Origin of the sequence: Asanoa siamensis (genome assembly GCF_016862555.1) — a bacterium.
In the GTDB taxonomy this organism is placed as follows: Bacteria; Actinomycetota; Actinomycetes; order Mycobacteriales; family Micromonosporaceae; genus Asanoa; species Asanoa siamensis.
Genome location: NZ_BONE01000011.1, coordinates 25,856 through 52,080, shown reverse-complemented (window position 1 = coordinate 52,080; position 26,225 = coordinate 25,856). Strand labels below are relative to the sequence as shown.

29 protein-coding genes are annotated in these 26,225 nt (G+C 73.2%); 7 read left to right on the top strand and 22 right to left on the bottom strand.

Annotated features, from left to right (window positions below; translation table 11 throughout):
- Positions 1 to 19: 19 nt before the first annotated feature.
- The gene (locus Asi02nite_RS09535; RefSeq protein ID WP_203711831.1) at positions 20 to 1,795 is read right to left on the bottom strand and encodes a hypothetical protein; all 1,776 of its coding nucleotides are present in this window, start codon (positions 1,793 to 1,795) and stop codon (positions 20 to 22) included.
- A gap of 748 nt (positions 1,796 to 2,543) precedes the next feature.
- On the opposite strand from Asi02nite_RS09535, the gene Asi02nite_RS09530 reads away from it, so the two are divergent.
- Positions 2,544 to 2,720, top strand: a complete 177-nt coding sequence (locus Asi02nite_RS09530; RefSeq protein WP_203711829.1) for a hypothetical protein — start codon at positions 2,544 to 2,546, stop codon at positions 2,718 to 2,720.
- Between the two features lie 193 nt (positions 2,721 to 2,913).
- On the opposite strand, the gene Asi02nite_RS09525 is transcribed toward Asi02nite_RS09530, so the two are convergent.
- Both Asi02nite_RS09525 and Asi02nite_RS09520 read right to left on the bottom strand, forming a co-directional pair.
- Positions 2,914 to 4,032 carry an SPFH domain-containing protein gene (locus tag Asi02nite_RS09525; protein ID WP_203711827.1) on the bottom strand — a complete coding sequence of 373 codons (1,119 nt, stop codon included), beginning with the start codon at positions 4,030 to 4,032 and terminating at the stop codon, positions 2,914 to 2,916.
- Between the two features lie 2 nt (positions 4,033 to 4,034).
- Positions 4,035 to 4,508, bottom strand: coding sequence for an NfeD family protein (locus Asi02nite_RS09520; protein ID WP_203711826.1), 474 nt, complete (start codon positions 4,506 to 4,508; stop codon positions 4,035 to 4,037).
- A 128-nt stretch (positions 4,509 to 4,636) separates the two neighbouring features.
- Here Asi02nite_RS09520 and Asi02nite_RS09515 point away from each other — a divergent pair, with 128 nt between their 5' ends.
- Positions 4,637 to 5,980, top strand: a complete 1,344-nt coding sequence (locus tag Asi02nite_RS09515) for a serine hydrolase domain-containing protein (RefSeq protein ID WP_203711824.1) — start codon at positions 4,637 to 4,639, stop codon at positions 5,978 to 5,980.
- Positions 5,981 to 5,989: 9 nt separating this feature from the next.
- Here Asi02nite_RS09515 and Asi02nite_RS09510 read toward each other — a convergent pair whose 3' ends face one another.
- On the bottom strand, positions 5,990 to 6,808 hold the full coding sequence (locus Asi02nite_RS09510) for a DUF3097 domain-containing protein (RefSeq protein WP_203711823.1): 819 nt from the start codon (positions 6,806 to 6,808) through the stop codon (positions 5,990 to 5,992).
- A gap of 162 nt (positions 6,809 to 6,970) precedes the next feature.
- Between Asi02nite_RS09510 and Asi02nite_RS09505 the strand changes: the two genes are divergently transcribed.
- Positions 6,971 to 7,753 carry an Rv1486c family protein gene (locus tag Asi02nite_RS09505; protein WP_203711821.1) on the top strand — a complete coding sequence of 261 codons (783 nt, stop codon included), beginning with the start codon at positions 6,971 to 6,973 and terminating at the stop codon, positions 7,751 to 7,753.
- Between the two features lie 270 nt (positions 7,754 to 8,023).
- Here the strand turns inward: Asi02nite_RS09505 and Asi02nite_RS09500 are convergent, their stop codons facing one another.
- Both Asi02nite_RS09500 and Asi02nite_RS09495 read right to left on the bottom strand, forming a co-directional pair.
- Positions 8,024 to 8,911, bottom strand: coding sequence for a hypothetical protein (locus tag Asi02nite_RS09500; protein WP_203711820.1), 888 nt, complete (start codon positions 8,909 to 8,911; stop codon positions 8,024 to 8,026).
- 44 nt (positions 8,912 to 8,955) lie between these two features.
- Positions 8,956 to 9,708 carry a maleylpyruvate isomerase family mycothiol-dependent enzyme gene (locus Asi02nite_RS09495; protein WP_203711819.1) on the bottom strand — a complete coding sequence of 251 codons (753 nt, stop codon included), beginning with the start codon at positions 9,706 to 9,708 and terminating at the stop codon, positions 8,956 to 8,958.
- A gap of 73 nt (positions 9,709 to 9,781) precedes the next feature.
- Here Asi02nite_RS09495 and Asi02nite_RS09490 point away from each other — a divergent pair, with 73 nt between their 5' ends.
- On the top strand, positions 9,782 to 10,672 hold the full coding sequence (locus Asi02nite_RS09490; RefSeq protein ID WP_203711818.1) for a class I SAM-dependent methyltransferase: 891 nt from the start codon (positions 9,782 to 9,784) through the stop codon (positions 10,670 to 10,672).
- A gap of 426 nt (positions 10,673 to 11,098) precedes the next feature.
- Here Asi02nite_RS09490 and Asi02nite_RS09485 read toward each other — a convergent pair whose 3' ends face one another.
- The 4 genes from Asi02nite_RS09485 to Asi02nite_RS09470 form a co-directional block, all read right to left on the bottom strand.
- A complete protein-coding gene (locus Asi02nite_RS09485; RefSeq protein ID WP_203711817.1) occupies positions 11,099 to 12,073 on the bottom strand; it encodes an NAD(P)-dependent alcohol dehydrogenase in 975 nt (324 codons plus the stop codon).
- Positions 12,073 to 12,294, bottom strand: coding sequence for a helix-turn-helix transcriptional regulator (locus Asi02nite_RS09480; RefSeq protein ID WP_203711816.1), 222 nt, complete (start codon positions 12,292 to 12,294; stop codon positions 12,073 to 12,075). The genes Asi02nite_RS09485 and Asi02nite_RS09480 overlap by 1 nt, the downstream gene beginning before the upstream one ends.
- A complete protein-coding gene (locus tag Asi02nite_RS09475) occupies positions 12,288 to 12,716 on the bottom strand; it encodes a hypothetical protein (RefSeq protein ID WP_203711815.1) in 429 nt (142 codons plus the stop codon). Before Asi02nite_RS09475 ends, Asi02nite_RS09480 begins: the two co-directional genes overlap by 7 nt.
- 134 nt (positions 12,717 to 12,850) lie before the next feature.
- Complete coding sequence (locus Asi02nite_RS09470) at positions 12,851 to 13,609, bottom strand: SDR family NAD(P)-dependent oxidoreductase (RefSeq protein WP_203711813.1); 759 nt, start codon at positions 13,607 to 13,609, stop codon at positions 12,851 to 12,853.
- Between the two features lie 133 nt (positions 13,610 to 13,742).
- Here Asi02nite_RS09470 and Asi02nite_RS09465 point away from each other — a divergent pair, with 133 nt between their 5' ends.
- Complete coding sequence (locus Asi02nite_RS09465) at positions 13,743 to 14,711, top strand: aldo/keto reductase (protein ID WP_239126597.1); 969 nt, start codon at positions 13,743 to 13,745, stop codon at positions 14,709 to 14,711.
- A 3-nt stretch (positions 14,712 to 14,714) separates the two neighbouring features.
- Here Asi02nite_RS09465 and Asi02nite_RS09460 read toward each other — a convergent pair whose 3' ends face one another.
- The 6 genes from Asi02nite_RS09460 to Asi02nite_RS09435 all read right to left on the bottom strand — a co-directional run bounded on the left by Asi02nite_RS09460 (position 14,715) and on the right by Asi02nite_RS09435 (position 19,390).
- A complete protein-coding gene (locus Asi02nite_RS09460) occupies positions 14,715 to 15,863 on the bottom strand; it encodes a sialidase family protein (protein ID WP_203711811.1) in 1,149 nt (382 codons plus the stop codon).
- The gene (locus Asi02nite_RS09455) at positions 15,856 to 16,353 is read right to left on the bottom strand and encodes an RNA polymerase sigma factor (protein WP_203711810.1); all 498 of its coding nucleotides are present in this window, start codon (positions 16,351 to 16,353) and stop codon (positions 15,856 to 15,858) included. Before Asi02nite_RS09455 ends, Asi02nite_RS09460 begins: the two co-directional genes overlap by 8 nt.
- Before the next feature lie 69 nt (positions 16,354 to 16,422).
- Complete coding sequence (locus tag Asi02nite_RS09450; protein WP_203711809.1) at positions 16,423 to 17,052, bottom strand: hypothetical protein; 630 nt, start codon at positions 17,050 to 17,052, stop codon at positions 16,423 to 16,425.
- 52 nt (positions 17,053 to 17,104) lie between these two features.
- Complete coding sequence (locus Asi02nite_RS09445) at positions 17,105 to 17,749, bottom strand: hypothetical protein (protein WP_203711808.1); 645 nt, start codon at positions 17,747 to 17,749, stop codon at positions 17,105 to 17,107.
- 61 nt (positions 17,750 to 17,810) lie between these two features.
- Positions 17,811 to 18,461 carry a hypothetical protein gene (locus Asi02nite_RS09440; RefSeq protein ID WP_203711807.1) on the bottom strand — a complete coding sequence of 217 codons (651 nt, stop codon included), beginning with the start codon at positions 18,459 to 18,461 and terminating at the stop codon, positions 17,811 to 17,813.
- Positions 18,458 to 19,390 carry a carbohydrate kinase family protein gene (locus Asi02nite_RS09435; protein WP_203711806.1) on the bottom strand — a complete coding sequence of 311 codons (933 nt, stop codon included), beginning with the start codon at positions 19,388 to 19,390 and terminating at the stop codon, positions 18,458 to 18,460. Before Asi02nite_RS09435 ends, Asi02nite_RS09440 begins: the two co-directional genes overlap by 4 nt.
- Positions 19,391 to 19,586: 196 nt before the next feature.
- On the opposite strand from Asi02nite_RS09435, the gene Asi02nite_RS09430 reads away from it, so the two are divergent.
- On the top strand, positions 19,587 to 20,696 hold the full coding sequence (locus Asi02nite_RS09430) for a lytic polysaccharide monooxygenase auxiliary activity family 9 protein (RefSeq protein WP_239126596.1): 1,110 nt from the start codon (positions 19,587 to 19,589) through the stop codon (positions 20,694 to 20,696).
- Positions 20,697 to 20,735: 39 nt separating this feature from the next.
- Here Asi02nite_RS09430 and Asi02nite_RS09425 read toward each other — a convergent pair whose 3' ends face one another.
- The 6 genes from Asi02nite_RS09425 to Asi02nite_RS09400 form a co-directional block, all read right to left on the bottom strand.
- On the bottom strand, positions 20,736 to 21,245 hold the full coding sequence (locus Asi02nite_RS09425; RefSeq protein WP_203711805.1) for a hypothetical protein: 510 nt from the start codon (positions 21,243 to 21,245) through the stop codon (positions 20,736 to 20,738).
- A gap of 6 nt (positions 21,246 to 21,251) precedes the next feature.
- Complete coding sequence (locus Asi02nite_RS09420) at positions 21,252 to 22,139, bottom strand: MBL fold metallo-hydrolase (protein ID WP_203711804.1); 888 nt, start codon at positions 22,137 to 22,139, stop codon at positions 21,252 to 21,254.
- Positions 22,136 to 22,552: a thioesterase family protein gene (locus Asi02nite_RS09415; RefSeq protein WP_203711803.1), complete on the bottom strand. Its 417-nt coding sequence runs from the start codon at positions 22,550 to 22,552 to the stop codon at positions 22,136 to 22,138. The genes Asi02nite_RS09420 and Asi02nite_RS09415 overlap by 4 nt, the downstream gene beginning before the upstream one ends.
- A gap of 75 nt (positions 22,553 to 22,627) precedes the next feature.
- Positions 22,628 to 24,031, bottom strand: coding sequence for a PH domain-containing protein (locus Asi02nite_RS09410; RefSeq protein WP_203711802.1), 1,404 nt, complete (start codon positions 24,029 to 24,031; stop codon positions 22,628 to 22,630).
- Positions 24,032 to 24,033: 2 nt separating this feature from the next.
- Positions 24,034 to 24,546 (bottom strand): PH domain-containing protein, encoded by a 513-nt coding sequence (locus Asi02nite_RS09405; RefSeq protein ID WP_239126595.1) that lies wholly within the window; start codon positions 24,544 to 24,546, stop codon positions 24,034 to 24,036.
- 18 nt (positions 24,547 to 24,564) lie between these two features.
- Positions 24,565 to 24,762, bottom strand: a complete 198-nt coding sequence (locus Asi02nite_RS09400; RefSeq protein WP_203711801.1) for an acetone carboxylase — start codon at positions 24,760 to 24,762, stop codon at positions 24,565 to 24,567.
- 270 nt (positions 24,763 to 25,032) lie between these two features.
- Here Asi02nite_RS09400 and Asi02nite_RS09395 point away from each other — a divergent pair, with 270 nt between their 5' ends.
- Entirely contained in the window at positions 25,033 to 26,178 is a 1,146-nt protein-coding gene (locus Asi02nite_RS09395) for an AAA family ATPase (protein ID WP_373312205.1), read from the top strand.
- Positions 26,179 to 26,225: the final 47 nt, after the last annotated feature.

Sequence of the window (26,225 nt, the reverse complement as noted above, 5' to 3'; positions counted from 1 at the left end):
CTGTGCCCGGGTCTCGTGGTCAGCGCTTGCGGTCGCGGTCGGACGACGGCGGGTTGGTCTCCCTGGTCTCGGCCCCGTGACGGAGGCGGCGCTTGCCCGGTCGGCGCGAGGCCGTCGGTGGGTTCTCGTCCTTGGCGGTGTGGGCCGTCTTCTGGTCTTGGTGCGGCTTCGTTGCTGTCGGGTGGTCGGACGCGGTCGGGGTCTTCGGTGCCTTCGACGACCTGCGGCCGAACCAGCCCGTACGCTCCGGCTTTGTTTTGCCGTCGGTGCGTTTGGAGTCCCGGCTGTCCTTCGGATCCGGGGTCGCGGACCTGAGGCTCGGGGTCGTGGGGTTGGCGTCCACGGCGACCGAGTTCGGGTCGGCCCACGGGCTCCTGCCCGTCGGTCCGTCGCCCGCGGCGCGGCTCGGCACGTGCCCGTCCCGGCGGTCACCGTCGCGGGCAGGCTCGCCCAGACCTGCGCCTGACCGGCCCTTGCCTGCGCCACCTCTGGCACCCTCCGCGCCCGCGCCGGTCCTGCCGGCACCGTCACAGGCAGAGCCGTCCGCACCTGGGCCGACTTTGCCAGCGGTGCCCTTGCCGGCCCCGTCCCCGCCGGCGCCGTCACGGCGGGCCCCGGCTGTTGTGGCGCTGTTCCTGGTCTTGGCCGCCTTCGCGTCGGCGCGGGCCTTGGCGCGCTTCGCACGCTTGGACGGCTTCGGTGCCTTCGGCGGCTTGTCGCGGCGGCGCGGGCGGATCTCGGCCAGCTCCAGGGGCGGGGCCGGGGGCTCGGCGCGGCCGGCGCGGACCGCGCGGAGCGTACTGCCGGACTTCCAGGCGATGCCGAGACCCGCCGCGGAGAGCAGCAGCGCACCGGCGGTGTGGAAGGGCGACATCCAGAGCCCGGCGATACCGATCATCGGACCGGCGAGGACGAGCATCAGCCCGTCGCCGCGGGTGAACATGCGGGAGCGGAAGACCGCCCAGCCCATCGCCATCCAGCCGGCGCTGTAGATGCCGGCGCAGGACAGGGCCAGGGTTTTGGCGCTCAGGCCCCACATGGGGGTGGCGGGTGGTACCGCGGCGAACATCAGCATCGAGACGCCGCCCAGGATGCCGAGCAGGAGGCCGAGGAGGGCCGTGCCCCGGCTGCGTACCGCGGCCATGACGCCGACCAGGCAGACCATCGCGGTCATGCCCAGCCAGACGCTGGTCACCCAGGCGAAGAGCCGGAACGGCGACGCACCGCTGAGGTAGTGGGCCGGACCGCCGCCCACCATCGCCCCGATCGACGCCGCCGCGGCGACCACGCCCGCGGCCGGCAGGCACCAGATCAGCCGGCGCGCGGCCGACCGGACCAGGGCCGCCCACCGGGCGTTCGTCACCGGGCCTTCGGGCGCGCCCGGCTCGAGCTCCGGCAGAAGCTTGATGCCGACGTCCGTCAGCGCGGTCACGCTGATCTTCTTGCCGGATTTCTTCTTGCTCTCGTCCTCTGGCTCGCGCTCGTCCTCGTCCGGCTCGACCCGCGTGGTCCAGATCCGCTGCGTCTGCAGCGCATCCCCGATCTTCGGCAGCACGGCGGTGTCCTCGATGCCCATGCCCTCGTAGGTCGGGGTCCCGGTCGCGCTCGGACGCAGGCTGGACCGCTGCCCCTCCTCGAGCTTCACACCGTCGACACCGGCCTCCGCGCCGTCGCCACCAGCGGCCGCCGCCCGGCTGGCGTAGGTCCGCCCAGCCTCGCCGCGGTCGCCATCGTCCTCGGCCGCACGGCTCGCGTAGGTCCGCGGCCCGCTGCCATCGCTCGGACCGGCCGACACACGAGCCACCGCTTCGCCGGTGCCCGCGAACGGGCGCTGCGCCGATTCGGCTTCGGCGCTCCTACCGGCCGACGAGCGACCCGAGGACCTCCCGGGTGACGAATCCCCACGATCCCGCCCCGACTCGGCCCCGGAGTCCCTACCAGCCGACGAGCGGTCCCTACCGGCCGACGAGCGGCCGGCGGACGTCCGTCCCGGTCCGTTGTCCGAGCTGTCTCGGTCGCCTGCGCCCGGACGGGCCCGGCCAGGGTCCGCCTGGTCGTCCGTCGCGGCTGCCGGGCGACTCGCGTAGGTGCGCCCGGTCACGCTGTCACCCGCGTCAGCGCGGTCGCTGCCGCGGCGCGTGGCCGACGGCTCGGCCGAGTCCCGTGCCCTCTCGGCACCGCTGCCAGCCGCCTGGTCCGACGTCGATGAGCCGCGGTTCGCGCCGCGCCACGTCGACGGCTGGTTGGCGCCGTCCGAGCCCGCCGGTCGCCAGCGGAACGGGGCCTCGCCGTCAGAGCGGCCGTGCCGCCCCGCCGGTTCGCCACGCCCGGCCTCGGGTCGCTCCGACGTGGAGCGCCCACCGCGGGCCGACCGCTCGGGATCCTCGGCGCGACCGCGCGACGCCGCCGCGCCCTCGTCGGCCCTCGCGCGTGCGCCGGCCGCGTGTGAGGTCGGCCGTGGGCCCTCCGGTTCGCCGCGGCCGAACTGCCACCAGCGCCGGGCCGCGCGGCCCGGCACGGTCGGGCGCAGCACCGTACGGTCGGTGCGGTCGATCGGCTCGACCACCACCGAGCCGGCCGGGTCGTCCGGGTGGTCGCCGGGCTCGTCCGGTCTGACCGCGACCGGATCGGCCGGTGCCTCCGCGGGCTCCCCCGGCTTGCCCGGCGACGCGGAACGGTCCCGGTTGGACCCCGCGCCGGCGGAGTGCTTCGCCACGTGACCCATCGCCGTCACCTCGATTCTCGCCGGAACGGACCACGATCACCCGGGCGGCGGGCACGCGGAAGGCGCCCGTGACCTTAGGGTGACCGTGCGTTACCTATGCGAATCGTGACAGCTTGCGAGGGTCCCTCGCGTTGGATCGCCGAAAACAAAAGGACCCCGCCGCGGCGAGGCCCTTTCGAAAGGAACGGTCAGGCGCGCTCGGGCGGGCGCTCCTCGCCGAGCACGGTGGACGGTGGCACCGGCTCGCCGGCGGTGATGCCCGGCGTCTCCCGCGGCAGGCCCGGCCCGCTCGACGAGGAGACCTGCTCCTCCGCCGCGCGTACCTCGTGATTGACCTCAGCCGCCGCCTCCGCGGCGGCCTTCGCCGCCTCGTCGGCCTCGCGCTCGACGGCGCCGGAGTCGACCGCCTGGGTCGGCTGGTCACCGACCATGTTGGCCAGCCCGCCCAGCGCGCCGCCCATGCCCTCCAGGGCCTTGGTCAGCTCGGTCGGCACGATCCAGACCTTGTTGGCGGAGCCGTTGGCGATCTGCGGCAGCGCCTGCAGGTACTGGTACGCCAGCACCTTCTGGCTCGGGTTGGCCGTGTGGATCGCGTCGAACACCGTGCGGATGGCCTTCGCCTGACCCTCGGCCTGGAGGATCCGCGACTGCCGGTCACCGTCGGCCCGCAGCACCGCCGCCTGCTTCTCACCCTCGGCCGTGAGGATCTGGGCCTGCTTGTGGCCCTCGGCGTTGAGGATCGCGGCGCGCCGGTCACGCTCGGCGCGCATCTGCTTCTCCATGGAGTCGCGGATGCTCGGCGGCGGCTCGATCGCCTTGATCTCGACACGGGTGACCTTGATGCCCCACCGGCCGGTGGTCTCGTCGAGCACACCGGACAGGTGCCGGTTGATCTCCTCGCGGCTCGTCAGCGCCTTCTCCAGGTCGAGCGAGCCGATCACGTTCCGCAGCGTGGTCACGGTGAGCTGCTCGATGGCCTGCAGGAAGTTGGCGATCTCGTAGGTGGCCCGGACCGGGTCGACGACCCGGAAGTAGAGCACGGTGTCGATGGAGACGACCAGGTTGTCGGACGTGATCACCGGCTGGGGCGGGAAGCTGACCACCTGCTCCCGCATGTCGACCTTGGTGCGTACCGCGTCGATGAAGGGCACCAGGAGGTTGAGGCCCGGCGACAGGGTCCGCTTGTATTTGCCCAGACGCTCGACGACGTCCATCCGCTGCTGCGGCACGATCCGCACCGAGCGTGCGATCGTGATCACCGCGACGAGTACGACCGCCGCGATCACGACCCAAATGGCAATGTCCATCCCTAGTTCACCTTTTCTCCGGTGTTGTCCCCGTCTGTCGCATCGTCCCGCCACACCATGGCGGTCGCGCCCTTGACCTCGATGACGCGTACCCGCTCACCGGGTTTGAAGACCTGATGACTGTCGTACGCGCGGGCCCGCCACGTCTCTCCGTCGATCTTGACAACGCCCTGGTCGGCGTCGACCTGTTCGAGCACCAGTGCGCTCGAACCCTCGAAGGCTTCCAGCCCGATCGGCGCGGAGTTGGTCTCCAGGGCCGAAAGCCGGTGCCGCTGGATGATCGGGCGCACCGCGAACACGGTCAGGCCCGACACGGCGGCGAAAACAATCGCCTGCACGATCGCGGGTGCGCCCAACGCCGCCGCGGCGCCCGCCGCGAGCGCGCCCACCGAGATCATCAACAGGAAAAGGGTCGCGGTGAACATCTCCGCCACCGCGAGCACGACTCCCAGAACGACCCAGAGAACGACATCCACACATCGATCGTGTCACGGCGGCGCACCCATTGCGACTGTGCAAGGGTCGCACGACGGTAACGTCGGGTCCATAGGAGCCGTTGACCCTCCGGAACCGCCGCCCGCCAGCCCCGAGGGAGCCAGCCGAGATGACGTCCTTGCTGCCCGAGACCGCCCGCTCGGTCGACACCGCCGTCGCCCGCGCCCAGGCGGCCGGCCGGGTCCCGGCGATCTCGCTGGGCGTCGTCCGCGACGGCGAGTTGGCGCACGTGGCGATCGCGGGCGCGCCGGCGGCGGCCGGCGACCCGCGCCCCGGCCCCGAGACGCGCTACCGGATCGGGTCGATCTCGAAGACGATGACGGCCGTGCTGGTGCTGCAACTGCGCGACGAGGGCCGGTTGGCGCTCGACGACCTGCTCTACCGGCACCTGCCCGGCACCCCCGTCGGCGGGGTCACGCTGCGCCAGTTGCTCGGGCACGCCGCGGGCCTGCAGCGGGAGCCGGAGGGCTCGTGGTGGGAGCGGCACGAGGGCGACGACATCGACGCGCTGCTCGCGGGCCTCACCCCCGACAAGGTGGCGTTCCCGCCGCACCGCACCTACCACTACTCCAATCTGGCGTACGGGCTGCTCGGCGCCGTGCTGCGCCGGGTGACCGGTGAGGACTGGACGACGCTGCTGAACAAGCGGCTGTTCGACCCGCTGGGTATGCGCGCCACGACCTACCACCCGGTGGAGCCGTTCGCCCGCGGCTATGTCGTACACCCGTGGTCCGGAACCCTGCGTGAGGAACCGCGGACCGACACCGGTGCGATGGCGCCCGCCGGTCAGCTCTGGTCCACAGTGGCCGATCTCGCGCACTGGGCGGCGTTCCTCGCGGCGCCGCGCCCGGAGGTGCTCGCGCCCGACACGCTGGCCGAGATGTGCGCGCCGGTGGTGATCAGCGACCTGGAGGCCTGGACGTCGGGGCACGGGCTGGGGCTGGAGCTGTACCGCGTCGGCGAGCGGGTCTACGTGGGCCACGGCGGCTCGATGCCCGGCTACGTCGCCTGTCTCGCCGTGCACCGGCCGTCGCGCACCGGGGTGGTCGGCTTCGCCAACGCGTACAGCTTCCGGGAAGGCTCGATCGGGCAGCTCGGCCGCGAGGTGCTGACCGACGTGCTCGACCGCGAGCCGGAAGCGCCCGCACCGTGGCGCCCGGCCGGCGCGCCCCCGCCGCCGCTGGCACCGCTGACGGGCCGTTGGTGGTGGATGGGCATCGAGTACGACCTGGGCTGGGACGACGCGTCCGGCGAGCTGGTGCTGCGGCAGCTCAAGGTCGGGGCGCCGAAGCCGACCCGGTTCGCGACCGAGGGGCTCGACCGCTGGCGCGGGCGTGGCGGGCCCAACGACGGCGAGGTGCTGACGGTCCGGCGCGACGAGCACGGGGTGCCGGTCGCCCTGGAGATCGCGACCTTCATCTTCACGCGGCACCCGGACCGGCTCGGGGTCTAGCCGCCGTCGTCAGCCGCCGTCGGCGGCCGTCACGAAGTCGATCAGGCGTTCCATCGAGTTGATCAGCGGGGTCTCGACGTCCTTGTAGGAGCGGACCGTGCCGAGGATGCGGCGCCACATGTCGGCCGGTTCGGCGACGCCGAGGGCCGCGCAGATGCCCTCCTTCCACGGGCGTCCCGGTGGCACCACGGGCCATTCCCTGATCCCGACCGCGGCGGGCTTGACGGCCTGCCAGATGTCGACGTACGGGTGGCCGGTGACCAGCACGTGCGGCGAGGTCACCGTGGCGACGATGCGGCTCTCCTTCGAGCCCGGGACAAGGTGGTCGACGAGCACGCCGAGCCGGGCACCGGGGCCGGGGCCGAACGCGGCGACCTCCTCGCGCAGCGCGTCGATGCCGTCCAGCGGCTCGACCACGACGCCCTCGATCCGGAGGTCGTCGCCCCAGATCCGCTCGACCAGGGCGGCGTCGTGGATGCCCTCGACCCAGATCCGGCTGGCCCGGGCGACGCGGGCGGTCACGCCCTGGACGGCTGTCGAACCGCTGGCGGTACGGGTCCGCTGGTGCTGGTTCTGTGCGGGCGCCGACCGGCTCGGCTTGCGCAGCGTCACCGGCCGGCCGTCGAGCAGGAACGCGGCCGGCAGCAGCGGAAAGTTGCGGCGCTTGCCGAATCTGTCCTCGAGCACGACGGCGCCCATCTCGAAGCCGACCACGGCGCCGCAGAAGCCGGAGTCGGCGTCCTCGACGACCAGGTCGGGCTCGGCGTCCACCTCGGGCGTCACCTTGCGGCGCCGCCAGTCCCCCGCGAGCACGTCCTCCCCATACATGCGTCCGGACGTTAGCCGCCCACGCGTCACCGCCCGCGCCCGACGCGCCGTCTTCGCCTGTTCCGAACCACCTGTCCAGGTCGGCCCGGTGTGGTATTCCTCGCGGGTACCGGTGGTCGCACGATCGAGACAGCGGCGCGCACAGCACGTACCCTTTCCTGCATGTCCACCGCAGCGGGTGCCACCACCCTCGCGACGCGCCGGTCGAGCCGGCTCGTGGCCTGGGTACGTTCGTGGCGTGCCGGCCTGGTGCCCTACGACGAGGTCGCCGACGAGGTGTCGCTCGGCGAGGAGCATCTCGTCGCCGACGCGCCCGGCACCTGGATGGACGTGCCGCTGCGCGAGGGCCTGACCGCGTTCTCGAAGCTGACGCCCGACCAGATCCGCCTGGTGCTGCCGGTGCCCGGCGACCCGCGCGGCCTGCCGGGCCCGGGCGAGTTCACGGGCGCGGCGCTGGTCGCGGGCGAGGCGGTGATCGCGGGCTCGCTGGGTCTGATCCCGGAGGTCCGCTCGCACACCTCAGGCTCGGGCATGACGTTCGAGACGGTGCTGTGGCGGTGCTTCCCCCTGCCTGTTGACGCCCCGACCCCGGTGCCGCTCACGGTCTCGGAGGCGGAGGGCGAGTTGAACCTGCTGCTCGCGGAGGCGACGAACACCCTGGCCCGGCTCGACATCGCCCAGTGGCGCCCGGAACTGGCGGGTGCGCTGGCCGCGATCCGCAAGCCGGACAGCGCCAACGAGCTGCCGCCGGGCTTCGAGCCGCGGGCGCGGCGCTTGTTCGCCCGCGCGAACGTGCTCGACCGGGTGCTGGCGCTGGCCGACGAGGTCGCCCCGGGCGGCGCGGTCAACGGCTTCGAGGCGCAGGCGCGCGACGCCGCCCTACGCCCACTGGCGGCGGCGTGCCGGGGTGCTCTGGTCGCGGCCTGCAACGCCCCGCTCATCTAGCGGCTCGCCTCGACTCGACCGCAGCTGCCTACCCCTTTCCGCACTGACCGCGGACGCCGCCCTGACCTGACGCCGCACCGCCGACACGACGGCAGCGTCGCGCCGGTCCCGGCCCCCGTCACGGACACGCCGCCGCCGCAACCGACGCCGCAGCGCCGAGATGACAGCGCCCACGCACTGGTCCGCGCCGCGCGAACACTGCCCGAAACCGGCCCCGCAGCGGCGCGACGACGGCGACTCCGCGAATCCCGCGCCGGTTGGGACCGGGCCCTATCTGATGCCGCGGACCAGCGCGACCAGTTGGCTGAGGCGGCGGTAGGTGCGGCCCTCCGCGGCCATTTCGCCATCGCCCTCCCTGGTGAGTGGTGTTTCGACACGGTCGTTGCCTTGGACGAACAGGCCCTGTGGCGAGATCGTGCGGAAGTAGTCGCGTTCCCGCGGTGCCACCGGCACCGGGGAGGCGCCTGGTGCCGGGTCGCCCTTGCGGCGGAGGAACCAGAGGCCCTGCTGCGCCGGCAAGCGCCGGCGGAGTGTGGCGATCTGTTCGTCGTCGGTTGCGCCGCTGCCGACGAACTCGACCGTGAGCCGGTCGCTGAACCCCGGCGGTAGTGCGCCCGCCACGACGTCCGTCGGCTGGAGGACCACGCCGATCATCGGGAAGCGGTCCTCCGCGACCTCGCCCTGGAACATCCGCGTCACGACCACGTCGACCGCCTTGGCGACCACCACGACCGTCGAGGCGCGTGCGCCCTCGTCGAGGGTGCCGAAGTGTTCGGCCCAGTCGGGACCGTCCATGTTGAACGACGCGTAAAAGCCGAGGTCGCCTGACCGGTGCAGGTCGAGCGAGCCGGGGTCCGACGCGCCGCCCGGCCCGGACGAGCCCGGCCCGGACGAGCCCGATCCGGACGAGCCCGATCCGGACGAGCCCGATCCGGACGAGCCCGATCCGGACGAGCCCGATCCGGACGAGCCAGGCCCGGACGAACCTTGGTCGGACGAGCCAGGCGCGGGCGAGCCGCTGGGCGCCGGCGAGTCACCAGGCCCGGCCGCCGCGCCCCGCCGGTCCCCAGGCGGCTCCGCGACGCAGGCCACCAGCAACCCGGCCAGCAGGACCACGCAGGGGCCGCCCGCCACGAGGCGGCGCAGGCTGTTCGTCATCTTCGTTGGACCTGGTCACCTCCCTCCCGGTTCCCGGATCGGCCCTACTGGGTGGCGATGGTGATGCAGCCGTGTAGCTCGTCGAGCGCCTCCGCCGCCCCCGTTACCGTCACCTCGGCGCCGGGCTGCCGGTGCCACACCCAGCGCAACAACGCAGCCGGCGGACCGCTGATCGTCACGTCGACCGCCCGCGCGTCGCCGTCGTCGACCGTGAACGTGCCCGGTGCCGTGCGGACCGTCCAGGCCGCCCCGTCGGTGCGGAGTGCGAACGTGCGCCCCGGCGACCCGTCGAGCACCTCCTTGAACGAGCTGGTCCACTCGCCCACGCAGTAGGCGACGAACACCTTCAGCAGCTCGTCGACCCCGTCGACGGCGAGGTCGGCGGGGATCGGCGCGACCGGCTGGCCCGCCCCGAGCTCGGCGTCGACGCGGTGGATCACGGTCTCCTGCGCCATCCGGCGGATCCAGAAACCGACCGTGGGATCCGGCGCGTACCAGGAGCCCGCCCGCTCCGCCGGGTCGCGTGTCGTCAGCTCGCCGCGTAGCTCGGCGTAGGCCCGGTCGAGCAGGGATAGCGGCTCCTCGGCGGCCAGCTCGGCCGGCGGCCACTGCTCGGGCTCGACACCGTCGCGAATGGCCATGGTCTTGTGGAGGTAGACCTCGCCGACGTGGCGGGTCAGGTCGGCGACCGTCCAGCCCGGACAGGTCGGCACCGCGCCGGCCGGATCGAGCTGGGCGACCGCCCGGAGCCGGGCGAAATCGGCGGCGAGGCAGTCGAGGAAGCGCGAGTTCTCCATGGTCAGAAGTGCATCACGGGGGTACGACATTAATCGATGGTGATCATCCGGAGCCCGCCGATACGGTCAGCGCATGCTCTACCAGCGTCCGCTCGGCTACCTCCTCGGCCTCGAAGGCGTTGCCCTGCTGCGGGCGTTCACGGAGGACCACGACGCCGAGTTCGCCTCCGACCGGATCGCCGAGATCCGCCGGCTGCTGGACGATCCGGCGCTCGACACCGAGCCGGTGAGCGGGGTCCGCACGGACACCGTGCGCGGGTACGAGGTCTGGTCCGCGACCTACGACGAGCCGGGCAACGGGCTCTTCCCGATGGAGGAGGCGATCCTCCGGGAGATCGTCGACCCGCTGCCCGCCGGTGTCGCTGTCGACGCCGCCTGCGGCACCGGGCGGCACAGCGAACGGCTCACCGCGCTCGGCCACCGGGTGATCGGCGTCGACAGCTCCCCCGACATGCTGGCCAGGGCCCGCACCCGGGTGCCGGCAGCGGAGTTCACGCACGGTGACCTCCACGCACTGCCGCTCGACGACGACTCCGCCGACCTGGTGCTCTGCACCCTGGCCCTGACCCACGTCGCCGACCTGAAGCCGGTCTTCGGCGAGTTCGCCCGCGTCCTGCGACCCGGCGGCCGCCTGATCGTCTCCGACGTCCACCAGGAACTCGTGGCGCTGGGTTCGGTGCCCCGCGTCGTGCTCGCGAACGGCGAGCGGGGCTTCCTACCGGCCTACCGCCACCGCGCCGCCGACTACCTGGACGCCGCCCTACCCCTGGGCCTGACGGTACGGCGCTGCATCGAGCCGAAGATGACCATCGGGGAGGCACCCACGGGCCTACGCGACGACCTCGACCCAGGCCCGTGGGAGGGCTGGCCATGGTCGCTGCACCCGATCGCCCCGGCGGCGCAACGCGCGGCCTTCCACGGCACACCTGCCCTCATCCTCTGGGAGTTCGAAGCCCCGAGCTGAGCCGTGACGAAGCAGCGCGCCAACCCGGGTCGGGGAGACACAGGCGGCGTTCTGGACCGCCGCCACACTGCGGCTCGCCGCAATGCCGGCCGCGCCGGCGGCCGCTCATGCACCACGGCGTGACCACCGGCGGCCGCTCATGCACCACGGCGTGACCACCGGCGGCCGCTCATGCACCACGGCCTGGCCGACCGCCACCGTCCGTGCACGACGGCCTGGCCGACCGGTGGCGGTCCGACCTGTACCGGCGGAGCACCGCGCAGCTCTCCACGGGCACGCAACCCTGGTTGTCCGGAACTTCGAAGCCTGAGCAAAGCCAGCCCAGCCAAGCGGGCTCCACACCGTCGCGGATCGCTGTGACGTCCCGCGTGGGGCGCGGCCGCCGCGCCAGCATCCCCGGGCGCGCGCCGCCGGCGCCAGCTTGACCTAGATCGTCACGACGACCTTGCCCGCGGGGTGGCCCTCGGCGAGGTAGCGGATCGCGTCCGGTGCCTCCGCCAGTGGATAGACCCTGTCGATCACCGGGCGGATCGTGCCGTCCTCGAGCAGCGGCGTCAGCGCCTCCAAATACTCGGCGCGCTCCCCAGCCGCCACCCCCGTGACGCGTTGGCTGCTGAACAGCGACACGAACGGTGCCCGCAACTGGCGCGTGTAGCCCCCGAGCAACCCGCCCGCATCATGCCCGCCGCCCGCCAGGAGCACCGTGCCCCGCGGTGTCGTTGCCCTGCGGAGCAGTGACAGCGCCCGGCAGCCCGCCGTGTCGATGACGACATCGTGTACCGGGCCGTCGCGGTCCACCTCCTCCGCCGTGTAGTCGATGACCTCCGCCGCGCCGAGCGAGCGGACCAGCGCCACCTTGCCGGTCGAGCAGACACCCGTCACAGTCGCGCCGGCCGCCTTCGCCAACTGCACCGCGTACGCGCCGATGCCCCCGGCGGCGCCGATCACCATCACCCGCTGGCCCGGCCGGACCTTTGCGCCGTCGCGGACCGAAACGAGCGCCGTGACGGCGGATATCGGCACCGCGGCCGCTTGGGAAAAGGTCAGACCATTCGGCTTTCGGGCGAGCCGCGCCGACGGCACGGCGGCGAATTCCGCGAAGCTGCCGCTGCCGGTCGTGCCGTACACCTCGTCGCCGGGCGCGAAACCCCGGACGGCCGAACCCACCGCGGAAACGACGCCGGCCAGCGCCCGGCCGCGCACCGCGACCTTGGGTTTGGTCAGACCAAAAGCGACCCGCGCCGCGTACGGCTGACCGGTCATGTTGATCCACACACCCGGATCGACGCCCGCCGCCCGAACCGCGACCAGCACCTCGGACGGGCGGATCGTCGGCTCCGGCACGGACCGCAGCGAGAGCACGGAGGCCGGGCCGTACCCGGACTGGGCGATCGCCTTCATCAGGTCTCCTCGGGGTATTGGAAGACGTCGTCGAGCGGCACCTTGAACACGCGGGCGATGCGGAAGGCCATCTCCAGCGACGGCGAATAACGCCCCTGCTCGATGGCGATGAGGGTCTGCCTGGTCACGCCGATCCGGTCGGCGAGGTCGGCCTGGGTCATCTCGTCGTGCGCGAACCGCAGCGCGCGGATGCGGTTGGTGACGCGGGTCGGCTTCACCATTCGGGCACGCTGCCGCGGTAGACGACGACCTTGGCGATGCCGCCGACGACCGCGGAGAGCACGAAGCACAGGTAGATCACGTTGGCGATCCAGAACGGCGCCCAGTCGACGATCGCCATCAGCATGGCGGCGACGGCGCCGATCACGACGAACGGGTGGCCGGCCTGGTCGCCGAGGCGGCCGATCTCCCGGTCGCGGTCGTCCTTGAGCTGCGAGGCGCGGGGGTTGGCGACCGCGAACGCGATCTCGGCCAGGATGGCGGCCGCGATCGCCCCGCCGACGGTCCAGAGCAGCGGGCCGCCGTAGGAGACCGAGGCCAGTGGCTCGCCGGCCGCCCGGCCCAGCACCACGACGAGATAGACGGCATAGCCGAGAACGGCGACCACCAGTCTGATCCAGGCCCGTCTCTGCTCCAGGGTCATGACCCCACTCCTCGACATGTAAGGAATCTTTGACACCACGAAAGTAGCGCATCTTTTACTTCATGTCGAGAATCTTTTACACGACAAAGCCCGCCCCCGGCCGGAGGAGCCAGGAGCGGGCCGCCGTACGCGAATCAGATGGTGAAGCCACCGTCCACATTGACCGTGGCGCCCGTGATGTACCGGCCGCCAGGCCCGGCCAGGAACGCCACCGCCGCCGCCACGTCCGCCGGCTCGGCATAGTGCCCGAGCGCCGTGAACCCGTTGACAACCGCGGCATTCGGCCCGTCGGCCGGGTTGAGCTCCGTGTCCGTCGGCCCGGGGTTCACCAGGTTGACCGTGATCGCCCGCGGGCCCAGCTCACGCCCGAGCGCCTTGGTCAGCCCGATCATGGCGGTCTTGCTCATCGCGTACAGCGCGAAGCCCGGAAAGACCGCGCGCTCCGCCACGTTGCTGCCGATGTTGATGATCCGCCCGCCGGCCGCCATGTGCCGGACCGCGGCCTGCGCGGCCAGGAACGGCGCCCGCACGTTGACCGCCACCGTCTCGTCGAACTCCGCCCGCCCGAGCTCGCCGAACGGGCCGAGCAGGAACGCGCCGGCGTTGTTGACCAGGATGTCCAACCGCCCCATCCGCGCCGCGGCCTCGTCGACCGCGGCGACCAGCGCGACCGCGTCCGCGCTGTCGACGCGTACCGCGGCCGCCCGACCGCCCGCACCCGTGATCTCCGCGACGACGCCCGCCGCGCGCGCCTCGTCACGCTGGAAGGTCAGCACCACGGCCGCACCCTCCCGTGCCAGGCGCGCCGCGACCGCCGCGCCGATCCCTCGTCCGCCGCCCGTGACCAGGGCGACCTTGCCATCGAGAACCTTGCCGTCGAGAACCTTGTCCATGACGACCAGCCTGGCCGGGCGCGGCCCCGAAATCTGGCGCCGATCGGACGCCGCGTTGGCGGGTGATCTGCTTCTCATTCGGGCGGAACGACCGGTGCGCCCGCGCGTACGGGTGTGGGCTGGACGAATGCGGATGACGGAACTCGGGCGCTCCGGCCTGGCGGTGTCCCGGATCGCGTTCGGCACGTGGCAGCTCGGCGGCGACTGGGGCAGCTTCGACGACTCGGGCGTCGTCGCCACGATCCGGCGGGCGTACGAGCTGGGCATCAATCTCTTCGACACCGCACAGGGGTACGGGTACGGCACGTCGGAGGAGCTGCTCGGCCGCGCCCTGCGGGACCAGCTCCGCAGCGACCGCGCGTCGATCGTGCTGGCGACGAAGGGCGGCATCGACCCGGAGGGCGAGCGGACCCGTGACGCCCGGCCGGCGTACCTGCGCAAGGGTGTCGAGTCGAGCCTGCGGGCGCTGGGCGTCGACTACATCGACCTCTACCAGGTGCACTGGCCGGACCCGGACACGCCGGCCGAGGAGACCGCGACCGCGCTGCAGGAGCTCGTCGACGCGGGCAAGATCCGGCATGTCGGGGTGTCCAACTACGACGTCGCCGACCTGACCGCGTTCGAGGCGGTCCGGCCGGTGGAGACGCTGCAGTCGCCGCTGCACCTGTTCCAGCGGAAGATCCAGGACGAGATCCTGCCGTACGCGCGGCGCCTCGACATCGGCGTCCTCGCCTACAGCCCACTCGGCAGCGGCCTGCTGACGGGCGCGATGACCGCGTCGACCCGCTTCGACCCTGACGACTGGCGGGCCCGCTCGAGCGCCTTCACCGGCGACGACTTCATCCACAACCTGGAGATCGTCGACAACCTGGCGGCGTTCGCGGCCGGCCGCTCGATGACGGTCGCGCAGCTCGCGGTCGCCTGGGTGCTGGCCCAGGACGGGGTGGACGTCGCGATCGTCGGGGCCCGGCACGCCCGCAACATCGAGGCCGCCGCGCAGGCGGCCGACCTGGCGCTCAGCGCCGACGACCTGGCCGAGATCGACAAGCTCACGGCGGGCATGACGCCCGCGCTCGGCAGCACGCCGGAGGGGCCGCTCTGACCGTCAGCCGGGCAGCCTGGCCCACCTCTCGCCGTCCGTCGAGAGCCAGCTCTCGGCCAGCTCGCCGGATTCGACCGAGGCGACGTACGCGCCGGACCAGGTGTGGAAGCGAAGGAGCTGGGTCGCTTCGAGGGCGGCGGGTGCGAAGCTCCGGCCCTGGTCCGCGCTCCTGACCACGCCGGCGGTGGTCGACAGCCACAACGTCCCGCCCCGCGTGGCGAGCAGGTCTCCGCCCTGGGGGTCCTCGACCGGCACGACCGCCCCCGCGCTCCAGGTGACACCACCGTCGTGGCTGGCGTACACCTGGACACCCCGCTGCGCGGCATAGAGGGCGTAGACCAGCACGCCGTCCGCGGTTGTGACGTCGACCAAGCCGTCGTCGCCCGGCAGGGCGCGAACGTCCCACGACCGTCCGGCGTCCCGGCTCACGGCGAGTGCCAGGCGGGTGGGGCGCGTGGCCGGCGGGTCGCTTCCCGGAACGGTCTCGTCTCCGGTGGCACCGAAGAACCACCAACCGCCGCCGTCATAGATGGGGAAAGCCGCATGGACGAGGGGCAACGGAGCCGGCGCGGCGGCGAGTCGGCCGGTTGTCGGCGACAGGGCGACCACCCGGGAATCCTCGGCGAACACGGGGAGATCGGACGCGTCGGGCGCCCCCGCCGAGGCGCCGGCCTGCCGCCACGTCACCCCCGCGTCGGCGGTGGTCCAATAGGTCGCTTCCGCGCCCTCCGGACCGTAGGCCGCCACGACGGCCGTCGAGCCGGTCGCGAGCAGGATGCGCCGGTGCTGCGTGTCGGCGGGCCCCGGCGCCGCCCGGCGTGACCAGCTCGTGCCGAGGTCGTCGGAGACCGCGACGTGGTCGGTGCATCGGCCGGGTTCGCAGGTCCGGGTCAGCTGGTAGAGGCGGTCCCGGTCGCCGACAGCCGGAGCGTCCAGCGGATGACCGCCCCAACCCGCCCCGTCGGGCGGCGCCGTGTCGCCGCCGCCCGCCAGGCCCACGGCGAGGCCTCCCCCGCCCGCCGCGACCGCGAGTGCCACCAGCCCGGAGAGCCAGCGCCGCCGGCGGCGGGACCGCCGGAGCACCTCGTCGAAGCGGGGCGTGAACGCCTGCCGGGCCTCCTCCGCGAGACCGGCGAAGTCGAGGTCAGGCACGGGTCCCCTCCTTGTCCTCGAGCAGGGTCGCCAGTGCGCGCCGGCCGCGCAGCAGGCGCGACTTGACGGCCTCCACGCTGCACTGCTGCGCCGCGGCCACGTCGGCGATGGTGAGGTCGGCGATGTAGTGCAGCACCAGGCATTCCCGGACCGGCCGCGGCACCGCCTGCATGGCCTCGGCCAGGGCCACCCGGTCGGCCGAGATCGGCGGCGTGCTCTCCGGCCGCCGCAACCGTCCGGAATGGATGATCCGCTCCAGCAGCAGCCGCCGGCGGCACCGGGTCCGGGCGATGTTCATCGCGACCGTGCGCAGCCACGCCTCCGGGCTGTCGACCCGGCGCAGCTGGCCCGGCCGGCTCAACGCGCGGGCGAACGCCTCGTGCACCGCGTCCTCGGCCTCGGCGAAGTCGCCGGTGAGGCCGTAGAGCACGGCGACGAGGCGGCCCGCCGACGCCAGATAGATCGCCCGCAGGTCGGCTTCCCCGTCCACCTGCCACCTCCATCCATCGCCGTCGTCATCTGCTTAGACCATCGACGGCGGGCGGAGGTGGCGCGCGGGTCAGCTCGAAGTTCGGCGGCGCCGGACGGCCCGCTGCGCCCGGTCGAGGTCGTCCTCCTCGCGGACGTCGAGGTCGCCCAGGCCGTCGTCGAAGTACTCCCTGCTCGCCGGGCGCAGGAAGAGGAACACCACGGCCGCCGTGAGCGCCAGCAGGGCCAACTCCAGGCAGTCCTGCGTGAACGGGAACCACTCCGGCACGATGCCCTGCAGCAGCGGGCGGACCGAGCGGTCGAGCGCGCCGTTCACCAGTTGGCCCACCAGGGCCGTGCCGAGGACGGCGACCGTCGTCCAGCGCGCCCAGGTCAGGGGGCCGCGCAGCGCGACCAGCAGGAAGGCGAGCGCGGCGGCCAGGGCCAGACCCGCGTACAAGCTGTAGTTGATCATTGATTGGGCGTCGCGGATCGTCTCGTTCGTCGATCCGCCCGAGGCCAGCGCCTCGACCGCCGGGCGCACGTCGAGCGCGAGCACGGCCCGGGTCAGCGACACCGCGACGGCGGCGACCAGCAGCCACCACAGGATCCGCACCTGGACCGGCCGTGCCGTGAGCGCGACCAGGCGGCAGCGCGAGCAGCGGACCTGGCCGGCGTCGCGGACCCAGCGGTGCCAGCCGAGCCGGCAGACGAGCGTCATGACGAAAGACCGTCGCCGGTACGCCGCGCGGCGGCCCCGCGTTCCCGGCCGGTCATCCTTGCGCCGCCCGCCGGCGCCGGACCGCGTCGAGTGCGCGGTCGAACCCGTCCGGGCCCGCGTCCGCGTCGGTCACGCCCTCCTCGAAATACTCCCGGACCGATCCGTGCAGCAGCAGCGTCAGCGCGGCGGCCGACGCCAGCAGGAGGACCACTTCGATGAGCTGCTGGGTGAGCGGATACCAGCCCGGCACGACGCCCAGCCGCACCGGTGTGCCGGCCAGGTCGGTGCTGATGTAGAGCACCTGGCCGAGCAGCGCCACGCAGAGCACGCCGAGCGTCGCCCAGCGGGCCCCGCTCACCGGACCGCGCAGGGCGAGCAGCACCGCCAGCAGCACGGCGGCGAGCGCGAGTCCCGCGACCACGCCGTACGTGACGACGTCCTGGGTGTCGAAGACCGCGGTCCGGCCCAGCGTGTCCCGCATCAGGTCGCCGGCCGCGGCCCGCCGCACGCCCGGCCGGACCGTCAGCGCCGCCACCGCCCGGGCCAGCGAGACGACGACGATGCCGGCGAGCAGCCAGAGCACGACGCGCATCTGGACCGGCCGGCGGGCGATCGCCGCCGCCCGGCACCGTGGGCAGACGACGCGGTCGCCGGCCGGTTTCCAGCGATGCCAGCCGAGCCGGCAGAGAACGGACATCGGAGGATTGTCGCCGACACCCCGCGGCACGCGCGTCGCCCGTTCGGCCCCCGCCGGCTCGCTAGGCCACCGGCGCGAGGTCGCGCGGCGGGCGGACGCGGTGGTCGCTGGCGTAGCGCTCGGCCAGTTCCCGCTCGGCCACGTCGTCGCGGAGGAACGCCGCCACCAGCAGGGCCGCCAGGTCGTCGACCAAGTCGAGGTCGCCGACCAGGTCCGGGCCCATCGGGCCCCAGGTCTCGGACAAGGGCAGTTCGTCGCGATTGGCGTACGCGAGGTCGCGCAGCACCGCGTCCCGCACCGCGGCGGCGCCGCCGAACCGGGTCGCGTCGAGCGTGCCGTCGCGCCAGGCCAGCCACACCTCGCCGGCGAGCACGAAACCGTCCGGCCCGAAGGACTCCGACCCGCCGGGTCGGGTGACGACCACCGCCGGCGCGTACCCCCTGGTGAAGCCGATCCGGCAGCGGGCCGGAACCCCGCCGCGGCGCAGGGCGGCGACGGAGAGCAGCGCGGTGGCCCTGCTCGAAGCGCCCACCGGGCGCGGGCGCGGCTCCGACAGCGGCCGGCCGGGCCAGCGCTCCTGGTCGGCGTCGAGCAGATCGGCGACGCGGCGCCAGTCAGGGCCGGGCCCGCCGGGGAAGACCGTCGGGTCGGCGGGCAGGTCGTCGAGGAGGGCGGCGTGCCGGCCCGGGTCGGAGAAGTACGACTGGCTCATGCGTCCGAACCGTAGCGCGCCGCCACCTCCGCCCGGGTCGGCATGGCCACCGCTCCCCCGGGTCGCTCGCAGACGAGCCCGGCAACCCGCAACGCGTACGACACGTGGCGTGACCAGACGTCCACTGTGGCCGGACGCCCGGTGGCGAGCAGGCCGGCGATCAGCGCCGCCATCACCGAGTCGCCCGCGCCGGTCGCGTCGATCGCCTCGACCACCGGGGCCGGCAGCTCGACCCGGTCGTCACCGACCGCGACCAGCGCCCCGGCCGGGCCGCGGGTGACCACGACCGCGCCCGCGCCGAGCGAGAGCAGGTCGCCGGCCACCGACGACAGCGACAAGCCGGGATAGAGCACGGCGGCGTCCGCGTGGCTGAGCTTCACGAGGTCGGCGGTCGCGGCGAACTCCTCGACCACGGTACGCAGGCCGTCGACGTCGGCGGGGGTCGGCAGCAGCGTCGGGCGCACGTTGGGGTCGAACACCCGCAGGCCGGTGGTCGCCGCCCAGACCGTGCGCGCGGCCGCGAGGAACTCGGGGTGCAGCAGCACGATCGACCCGCAGTAGACGACCGCCGCGCCGGCCACCAGGTCGCGTGGGACGTCGCGGAGCAGCGCGTACGACGGTGGCGAGCCGTAGAAGCGGAACTCGGGGTCGGCGCCGGTGAAGGTGGCTACGGCGAGCGTGGTCGGCACCGGCACCCGGACGAGGGCGCGGCCGCCCACGCCGGCCTCGGTCAGGAAGTCCACGATCCGGGAGCCGAGCGCGTCGTCGCCGACCGACCCCGCGAACGACACCTCGCCGCCGAGCCGGGCCACGCCGACCGAGACGTTGAACGGCGCGCCGCCGATCGCCTGCCGGAACACCCGTTCGCCGGCGCACTCGCCGTCGAGCAGGTCGATCAACGCCTCGCCGAGGACCACCGCATAACCCATGGTGTGCATCTTGTCAGCGCGGCTCTTGCCGCCGCGCACCATGTCGTGGTCACATATCCATGCCGGGCAATGCACACGCGGGTGGCGCCGCCCACCACTGGTGGGTCATGCGCGTGCTGCGGCATGCCCGCGAGCCCGCGCTCCCCGAGTCGACAACGGCGCGCCCGTGCGCGCCGACTCCCCGAGGAGCCAACCCGTGAGACTCATCCGCAGGGCGGCGGTGCTCGGCGCCGCCGCCGTGCTCGCCGCCGGACTCGTGTCGGTCGTCAGCCAACTGCCCGCGCAGGGCCACGGCACGCCGATGGCACCGGGCAGCCGTACCTTCCTGTGCTGGAAGGACGGGCTGTCGCCGCAGGGCGACATCCGGCCCAACAACCCCGCCTGCACCGCCGCGGTCCAGCAGGGCGGCACGAACCCGCTCTACAACTGGTTCAGCGTCCTCCGTTCGGACGCCGCGGGCCGCACCGTCGGCTTCGTCAACGACGGTGAGCTGTGCAGCGGCGGCAACCCGACCTTCGCCGCCTACAACCTCGCCCGCAACGACTGGCCGCTCACCCACCTGACGTCCGGGGCGCGGTTCGACTTCAAGTACAGCAACTGGGCCCACCACCCGGGTACGTTCTATTTCTACGTCACCAAGGACAGCTGGAGCCCGACCCGGCCGCTGGCCTGGAACGACCTGGAGTCGTCGCCGTTCCTCACGGTGACCAACCCGCCGCAGAGCGGTGGGGTCGGCACCAACGAGGGGCACTACTACTTCAGCGGCAACCTGCCGTCGGGCAAGAGCGGGCGGCATCTGATCTACTCGCGCTGGGTCCGGTCCGACAGCAACGAGAACTTCTTCGGCTGCTCCGACGTCGTCTTCGACGGCGGCAACGGCCAGGTGACGGGCGTCGGCCCGAACGGCGGCGGCCCCACGACGGGCCCGACCACGGGTCCGACGACGGGCCCGACCACCGGCCCCACGACCGGGCCGACCACGGGACCCACCACCGGCCCGGGCGGTGACTGCATGGCGGTCTACCGGATCATCGGGAGCTGGAGCGGCGGATTCCAGGGCGAGGTCACGATCATGAACCACAGCAGCCGGACGTACGGCGGCTGGACAGCGTCGTGGGCCTGGCCGTCCGGCCAGTCCATATCGCAGGTCTGGAACGGCTCGTCGACGGTCTCGGGTACGAACGTGACCGTCCGCAACGTGAGTTGGAACGGCTCCGTAGCGCCGGAGGGCACGACGACCTTCGGCTTCCTCGCGAGCCATGGCGGCACCAACACACTGCCGACGGTCAGCTGCGTCGGTTCGTGACACGGTGGGTGCCCGGCGGCCGTGCGGTCGCCGGGCGCCTCAGGCCGGCCGGACGTACAGGTTCAGCTCGATCGGTGTGTCATCGGGATCGAGGTGCTCGACCCCGAGGATCAGGAGCGCCCGCCCGATCCGCCAGGACTCCGCGAACACGAACGCGAAGGTCTCGTCCGCGCGCGCGTACGCCGCCGGCTCCACGACATGATGCGCGGAAAGGGCGGCGATCAGGTCGCGGCCCACCCGCCGCGCTTCGTCGATCTGCGCCGGATAACCCGACAGGACCGCGCGCACGTATTCGGAGGACGACTCGGGAGCCGACCAGTCGCCCGCCCATTCCTTGATCGCCACCTGGACGGCCACCCGGCCGAGCCCTTCGTATCCCGCGAGGATCGCGAGGCGCAGCCCGTCCTTCGCCAGCCAGGACGGGTACGGGGTGGGGACCTCCCGGAAGACGGACCACCCCGTGCGCGACAGCTCGGCGGAGAGTTCCGCCGGGTCCCAGCCGGCCTCCCTGGTCGCGAAGAGACCGACCGCCTCCGTCAGCGGGGTCACGTGGGGTCAGGACCCGTCGAGGGTCGCGTAGGCGCGTTTGATCGCCGCGTGCGCCGCCGCGCCGAACGGCGCTCGTCTGGTCAAGGCCTCGATGTCCGCGCGTTCCGCGTGGCCGTTGCGGATCAGCCACTCCAGCTCCGTCAGCTCCTCGTGCTGGCCCGTGACGAAGCCCTGGCCCACCGGTGCCCCGTGGCCCGGGACCACGACCGTCGCCGGTGTGGTCAGGCGGAGCAGGGCCGCCACCGTGGCCGGCCACTCCAGGGGGTAGGAGTCGCCGAAGTCCGGTGGGCCGCTCTCTTCCACCAGGTCGCCGGCCACCACCACGTCGGCGTCGGGGACGTGCACGACCAGGTCGCCCGCCGTGTGGCCGCGGCCGTAGTGTGCCAGCGTGACCACCCGGCCGCCCAGGTCGAGGGCCGCGTCGGTGAGCACCAGCTCGTTGGGCGGTAGCAGCGCCGTGCCCGCCACCTCGTCGGCCAGCTCCGGCCGCGACTCGCGGACCGCCTCCCAGGCGACCCGGCGGGCCGTCTCCTCGTGGCCGAGCAGACGCGCGGCCTCTTCGTGGGCCCAGACCCGCGTCTCCGGCGGCGCCGGCGCGTCGGGGTCGGCGAAGGTGGCGAACGGCTCGCTGCGCGGCGGCCCCTGGAGCGCCACCGCCGCGTTGCCGAACGCGTGGTCGAAATGGTGGTGGGTGTTGACGATCGCCCAGGGCGCGCCGGTCACCCGCCGGGCCGCCGCGGCCAGCTCGGCACCCTGGCCGGCGGTCGACAGCGTGTCGACCAGGACGGCCGCCTCGTCGCCGACCACCAGCGTCACGTTGACGTCGAACACCGGGTAGCGCAGCACGAAGACCCGGTCGGCGATCTCGATGAACGCCGGTGCGGCGGAGCTCATGACTCGCCGACGGCCCGCTCGACGAAGCGGTGGCGGTCGAGCAGCATCCGCTCGACCCGGCCCTCGGCCACCACGGCGGAGTCGCTGCCCGGGCCGTCGCTGACCGTCACCTCGAAGAGGAGCTTGCGACCGTCCACCTTGGCCAGCTGGGCCACCGCGTAGACCGTGCGGCCGATGGCCGTGGGTAGCTTGTGGTCGAGCTCGACCCGGGTGCCGACCGTCGTCATGCCGGCGGGCATGCGGGTCGCCGTGGCGGCGACGGTCGCGGCCTCGACCAACGCCAGCACCCGCGGCGTGGCCAGCACCGGCACGTCGCCGGAGCCGACCGCCTGCGCGGTGTCGGAGTCGGTCACGGTCAGCTCCACCCGCGAGCTCAGGCCCGGTGCGAAGGGCGCGTCCGCTTGCTGCTCCATGACCCACAGCGTAGGCGCTCCGCCACGCTCAGGCTACGAGCCCCGCCAACCTGTGGACAACCATGGATGCGCTGCTCAGCCCGAGGGCTGGGGCAACGGCGGCGCCGCCGGGTCGACGGTCTGCGCCGGCACGACCACCGCGCCGCCGCGGTCGGGCGCGGCCGCCCGTGCCGCCCGGCCGAGCCGGGCCAGGTCGTCGGCGAGCCGCCACGCCTCGGCCAGGTCGCGGTCCCGCAGCGCCGCCGACCGCCCGCGCGCCGTGTCGGCGTAGACGGTGGCGACCCCGAGCAGCCGCTGCAGCGGCCCCTGGACCACGCGTACGCTCTGGATCCGGGCATACGGGACCATCAGCACGGTCCGGGTCAACAGTCCGTCGCGGGTCGCCACGATCCGGTCGGTCAGCGTCACGCCGAGCCGGGGCTGGGCCAGCGGATGGAACCACCGGGTCCGCGGCGGTGGCGGCACGAACGCGAGCGCGTCCAGTCGCACCCCGGGCAGCACGATGCCGGCGACCCGCTCCGCCTCGTCGGCCGTACCCACCGGCAGCAGGCGGTCGGTCTCGTTGCCCCCACCGCTGGTGTCCTGGCCGGCCACCCCGGCCACGTCGAGGGTCAGCCGCAGCCAGCGGTGCCCGCGCCAGAGCAGCGGCCAGGTCGCGGTCACGCCCTGCACCCGGTCGACCGGCACCGTCTGTGACCGCGTCTCGAGCAGCCCGAACCGCAGCCGCAGCGCCCGGTCGCCGTGCCGGAGCCGGAAGTTCCAGTCGCTGAGCACCCGCCGCACCGGCTGCAGCAGCACACCGGCGATCGCGGTCAGCGTGCTCGCGACGCCGATGAACGACCACGAGGGGTCGAACGCGAACTGCACCACCACGAACGCGACACCGATCGGCAGGAACAGGGCCTGCGGCGTGAGGAGCTGGCTGATCACCAGGTCCCGGTTACGCACGGCGAGCAGCACAGGGCCATCACCGGGTACGCGCGACGGCCCCACCACCGGCGCGGCTCCCTCGGCGGGGACGACGTCGGACACCCCGCGCGCGATGGCCAGCAGCCGGTCGCGCAGCACGGTCGCGTCGGCCACCGACAGATAGGCCAGCGGCGCCTCGGTCTTGCCGCCGCCGACCACCTCGAGGCGGAGCTCGGCGAGCCCGGTGACCTGCGCCAGCAGCGGGCGGACGACCTCCACGGACTGCAGTCGCTCGAGCGGGATCGCCCGGGTGCGCCGCCACAGCAGGCCTTCGTACACCCGAAGCTCGTGCCCGACGACGTGGTAACCGGTGTTGTACCAGCTCACCACCGACATGATCACCGCGCCGATCACCACGACCAGCACCATGAGCGCGAAGAACCCGAGGCCGACCTCGCGCAGCGTCTGCCAGGAGAGCGCCACGACGATCACCACGAGCGCCTTGGCGCCGTGCAGCAACGGGCTCAGCGGGTGGAGCCGGCGCCGGGGCTCTTCGCCGATGACCTCCACCGCTACAGCCCCTCGGCCCGGTCTTCGCCGAGCGCGGTCAGCCGGTCACGCAGCCGGGACGCCTCGGTCGGGCGCAACCCGGGCACCCGCGCGTCGCTGGCCGCCGCGGCGGTGTGCAACTGGACGGTGGCCAGGTTGAACGCGCGCTCCAGCGGACCGGCGCTGACGTCGACGAACTGCATCCGGGCGTACGGGACGATCGACAGCCGGCGGACCACCAGGCCGTGCCGGACCAGCAGGTCGTGGTCGCGCTCGGCGTACCCCCAGGCGCGCACGGCCCGGAAGATCGACCAGAACCGCCAGAGCATCAGCACGAGTACGACGACGAAGGCGAGGCCGAGCGGCCACACCCCGAAGATGCCCCAGAGGATGCCCAGCGGGATCAACATGGCCGCGGCGCCCATGCCCCAGCGGATCAGCTCGACCCAGATGAGGTCGCGCGAGACGGGCTGCCAGTCGACGGTGTCGGGCCAGGGCTCGAGAGGGCTGGTCGGCCCGGCAGCGGCGATATCCACCCCTATGAGGGTAGGGGATCACCGGAAGGGCGCCACCTCGCGAAGGAAGCCGCGTCGGTCGAGGAAGTCGGCGAGACTCTCGCGGTGCTCCGCACAGGCGAGCCAGACCTTCCGCCGCTCGGGCGGATGGATCTTCGGGTTGTTCCACCGGATCTCGTAGGCGGCTTCCCGCCGGCAGCCCTTGGCGGAGCACACGGGCTCGAGCTCGGCATCCACCGGGCGAAGTCTACGAAAGAGATGAGCGCCGGGCGACCACGGGGGAAGTCGCCCGGCGTGGAGGAATCGTACACGTGACGTTCCCCTCTTTGTCTACCGGTGTCTCCCGGAGCGTCGCGGACAGCGGAATCCGGTTCTGCCCACACGGCGCGCGGCGCGGCATGCAAGGCTTTGTTGCGGCGCGCCCGGCGCCGCACCGACAAACTGAGCGCGTTCCCAGGTTCGGCTACCAGAATGAGGTACGCCGATTCACGCGACTGTGGAGGACCCGTGGCCCAGCCGACCGCACCCGACGCTCCGCGACCCGACGCCGCCAACGGCGCGGGGCCGGTCATGCCGACCGGTGGGCAGCCCGGTGACCCGCCGGCCACGACGACCCCCGCCCAGGACGCGACGCTGCTGGAACGGGCCCTGTTCGAGGTCAAGCGGGTGATCGTCGGCCAGGACCGGATGGTCGAGCGGATGTTCGTCGCGCTGCTGGCCCGCGGTCACTGCCTGCTGGAGGGCGTGCCCGGTGTGGCCAAGACGCTCGCCGTCGAGACGCTGGCCACCGTCGTCGGCGGCACCTTCTCCCGGATCCAGTTCACCCCCGACCTGGTTCCCGCCGACCTGGTCGGCACCCGGATCTACCGCCAGTCGAGCGAGAAGTTCGACGTCGAGCTCGGGCCGGTGTTCGTCAACTTCCTGCTCGCCGACGAGATCAACCGGGCGCCGGCCAAGGTCCAGTCGGCGCTGCTCGAGGTGATGTCCGAGCAGCAGGTGTCGATCGGCGGCGAGACCCACCGGGTCCCCAACCCGTTCCTGGTCATGGCCACCCAGAACCCGATCGAGCAGGAGGGCGTCTACCCCCTGCCCGAGGCCCAGCGCGACCGGTTCCTGATGAAGATCCTGGTCGGCTACCCGACCGACGCCGAGGAGCGCGAGATCGTCTACCGGATGGGCGTCAAGCCGCCCGAGCCGGCCGTCGTGTTCAGCCCGGCCGACCTCGTCATGCTGCAGGCCAAGGCCGACGGCGTGTTCGTGCACAACGCGCTGGTCGACTACACGGTCCGGCTGGTGCTCGCCACCCGCAACCCGGCCGACTCGGGGGTGCCGGACGTCGCCCAGCTCATTCAATACGGCGCGAGCCCGCGCGCCTCGCTCGGCATCGTCCGGGCGGCCCGGGCGCTGGCCCTGCTCCGCGGCCGGGACTACGTGCTGCCGCAGGACGTCCAGGACATCGCGCCCGACATCCTGCGCCACCGGCTGGTGCTCAGCTACGACGCGCTGGCCGACGACGTGCCGGCTGACCACATCGTCGCGCGGCTGATGACCGCCGTGCCGCTGCCGTCGGTGGCGCCCCGGCAGCAGGCGGCGCCGCCGCCACCGCAGCCACCGCAGCAGACCGCCGGCGCCTGGCCGGGTCACCTGCCGTGACCGCCCCCGCCGACCCTGGTCCGCCGCGCTCCGGCTCCGGCCGCACG

Excerpts from the sequence above, each read along its gene's own strand:
- Asi02nite_RS09510 (WP_203711823.1), bottom strand. The coding sequence starts at position 6,808 with ATGTATGGGGAGGACGTGCTCGCGGGGGACTGGCGGCGCCGCAAGGTG.
- Asi02nite_RS09485 (WP_203711817.1), bottom strand. The coding sequence starts at position 12,073 with ATGAAGGCGATCGCCCAGTCCGGGTACGGCCCGGCCTCCGTGCTCTCG.
- Asi02nite_RS09470 (WP_203711813.1), bottom strand. The coding sequence starts at position 13,609 with ATGGACAAGGTTCTCGACGGCAAGGTTCTCGATGGCAAGGTCGCCCTG.
- Asi02nite_RS09450 (WP_203711809.1), bottom strand. The coding sequence starts at position 17,052 with ATGACGCTCGTCTGCCGGCTCGGCTGGCACCGCTGGGTCCGCGACGCC.
- Asi02nite_RS09445 (WP_203711808.1), bottom strand. The coding sequence starts at position 17,749 with ATGTCCGTTCTCTGCCGGCTCGGCTGGCATCGCTGGAAACCGGCCGGC.
- Asi02nite_RS09495 (WP_203711819.1), bottom strand. The coding sequence starts at position 9,708 with ATGGAGAACTCGCGCTTCCTCGACTGCCTCGCCGCCGATTTCGCCCGG.
- Asi02nite_RS09525 (WP_203711827.1), bottom strand. The coding sequence starts at position 4,032 with ATGGACATTGCCATTTGGGTCGTGATCGCGGCGGTCGTACTCGTCGCG.
- Asi02nite_RS09440 (WP_203711807.1), bottom strand. The coding sequence starts at position 18,461 with ATGAGCCAGTCGTACTTCTCCGACCCGGGCCGGCACGCCGCCCTCCTC.
- Asi02nite_RS09435 (WP_203711806.1), bottom strand. The coding sequence starts at position 19,390 with ATGGGTTATGCGGTGGTCCTCGGCGAGGCGTTGATCGACCTGCTCGAC.
- Asi02nite_RS09480 (WP_203711816.1), bottom strand. The coding sequence starts at position 12,294 with ATGGTGAAGCCGACCCGCGTCACCAACCGCATCCGCGCGCTGCGGTTC.
- Asi02nite_RS09515 (WP_203711824.1), top strand. The coding sequence starts at position 4,637 with ATGACGTCCTTGCTGCCCGAGACCGCCCGCTCGGTCGACACCGCCGTC.
- Asi02nite_RS09500 (WP_203711820.1), bottom strand. The coding sequence starts at position 8,911 with ATGACGAACAGCCTGCGCCGCCTCGTGGCGGGCGGCCCCTGCGTGGTC.
- Asi02nite_RS09490 (WP_203711818.1), top strand. The coding sequence starts at position 9,782 with ATGCTCTACCAGCGTCCGCTCGGCTACCTCCTCGGCCTCGAAGGCGTT.
- Asi02nite_RS09465 (WP_239126597.1), top strand. The coding sequence starts at position 13,743 with ATGACGGAACTCGGGCGCTCCGGCCTGGCGGTGTCCCGGATCGCGTTC.
- Asi02nite_RS09505 (WP_203711821.1), top strand. The coding sequence starts at position 6,971 with ATGTCCACCGCAGCGGGTGCCACCACCCTCGCGACGCGCCGGTCGAGC.
- Asi02nite_RS09415 (WP_203711803.1), bottom strand. The coding sequence starts at position 22,552 with ATGGAGCAGCAAGCGGACGCGCCCTTCGCACCGGGCCTGAGCTCGCGG.
- Asi02nite_RS09420 (WP_203711804.1), bottom strand. The coding sequence starts at position 22,139 with ATGAGCTCCGCCGCACCGGCGTTCATCGAGATCGCCGACCGGGTCTTC.
- Asi02nite_RS09475 (WP_203711815.1), bottom strand. The coding sequence starts at position 12,716 with ATGACCCTGGAGCAGAGACGGGCCTGGATCAGACTGGTGGTCGCCGTT.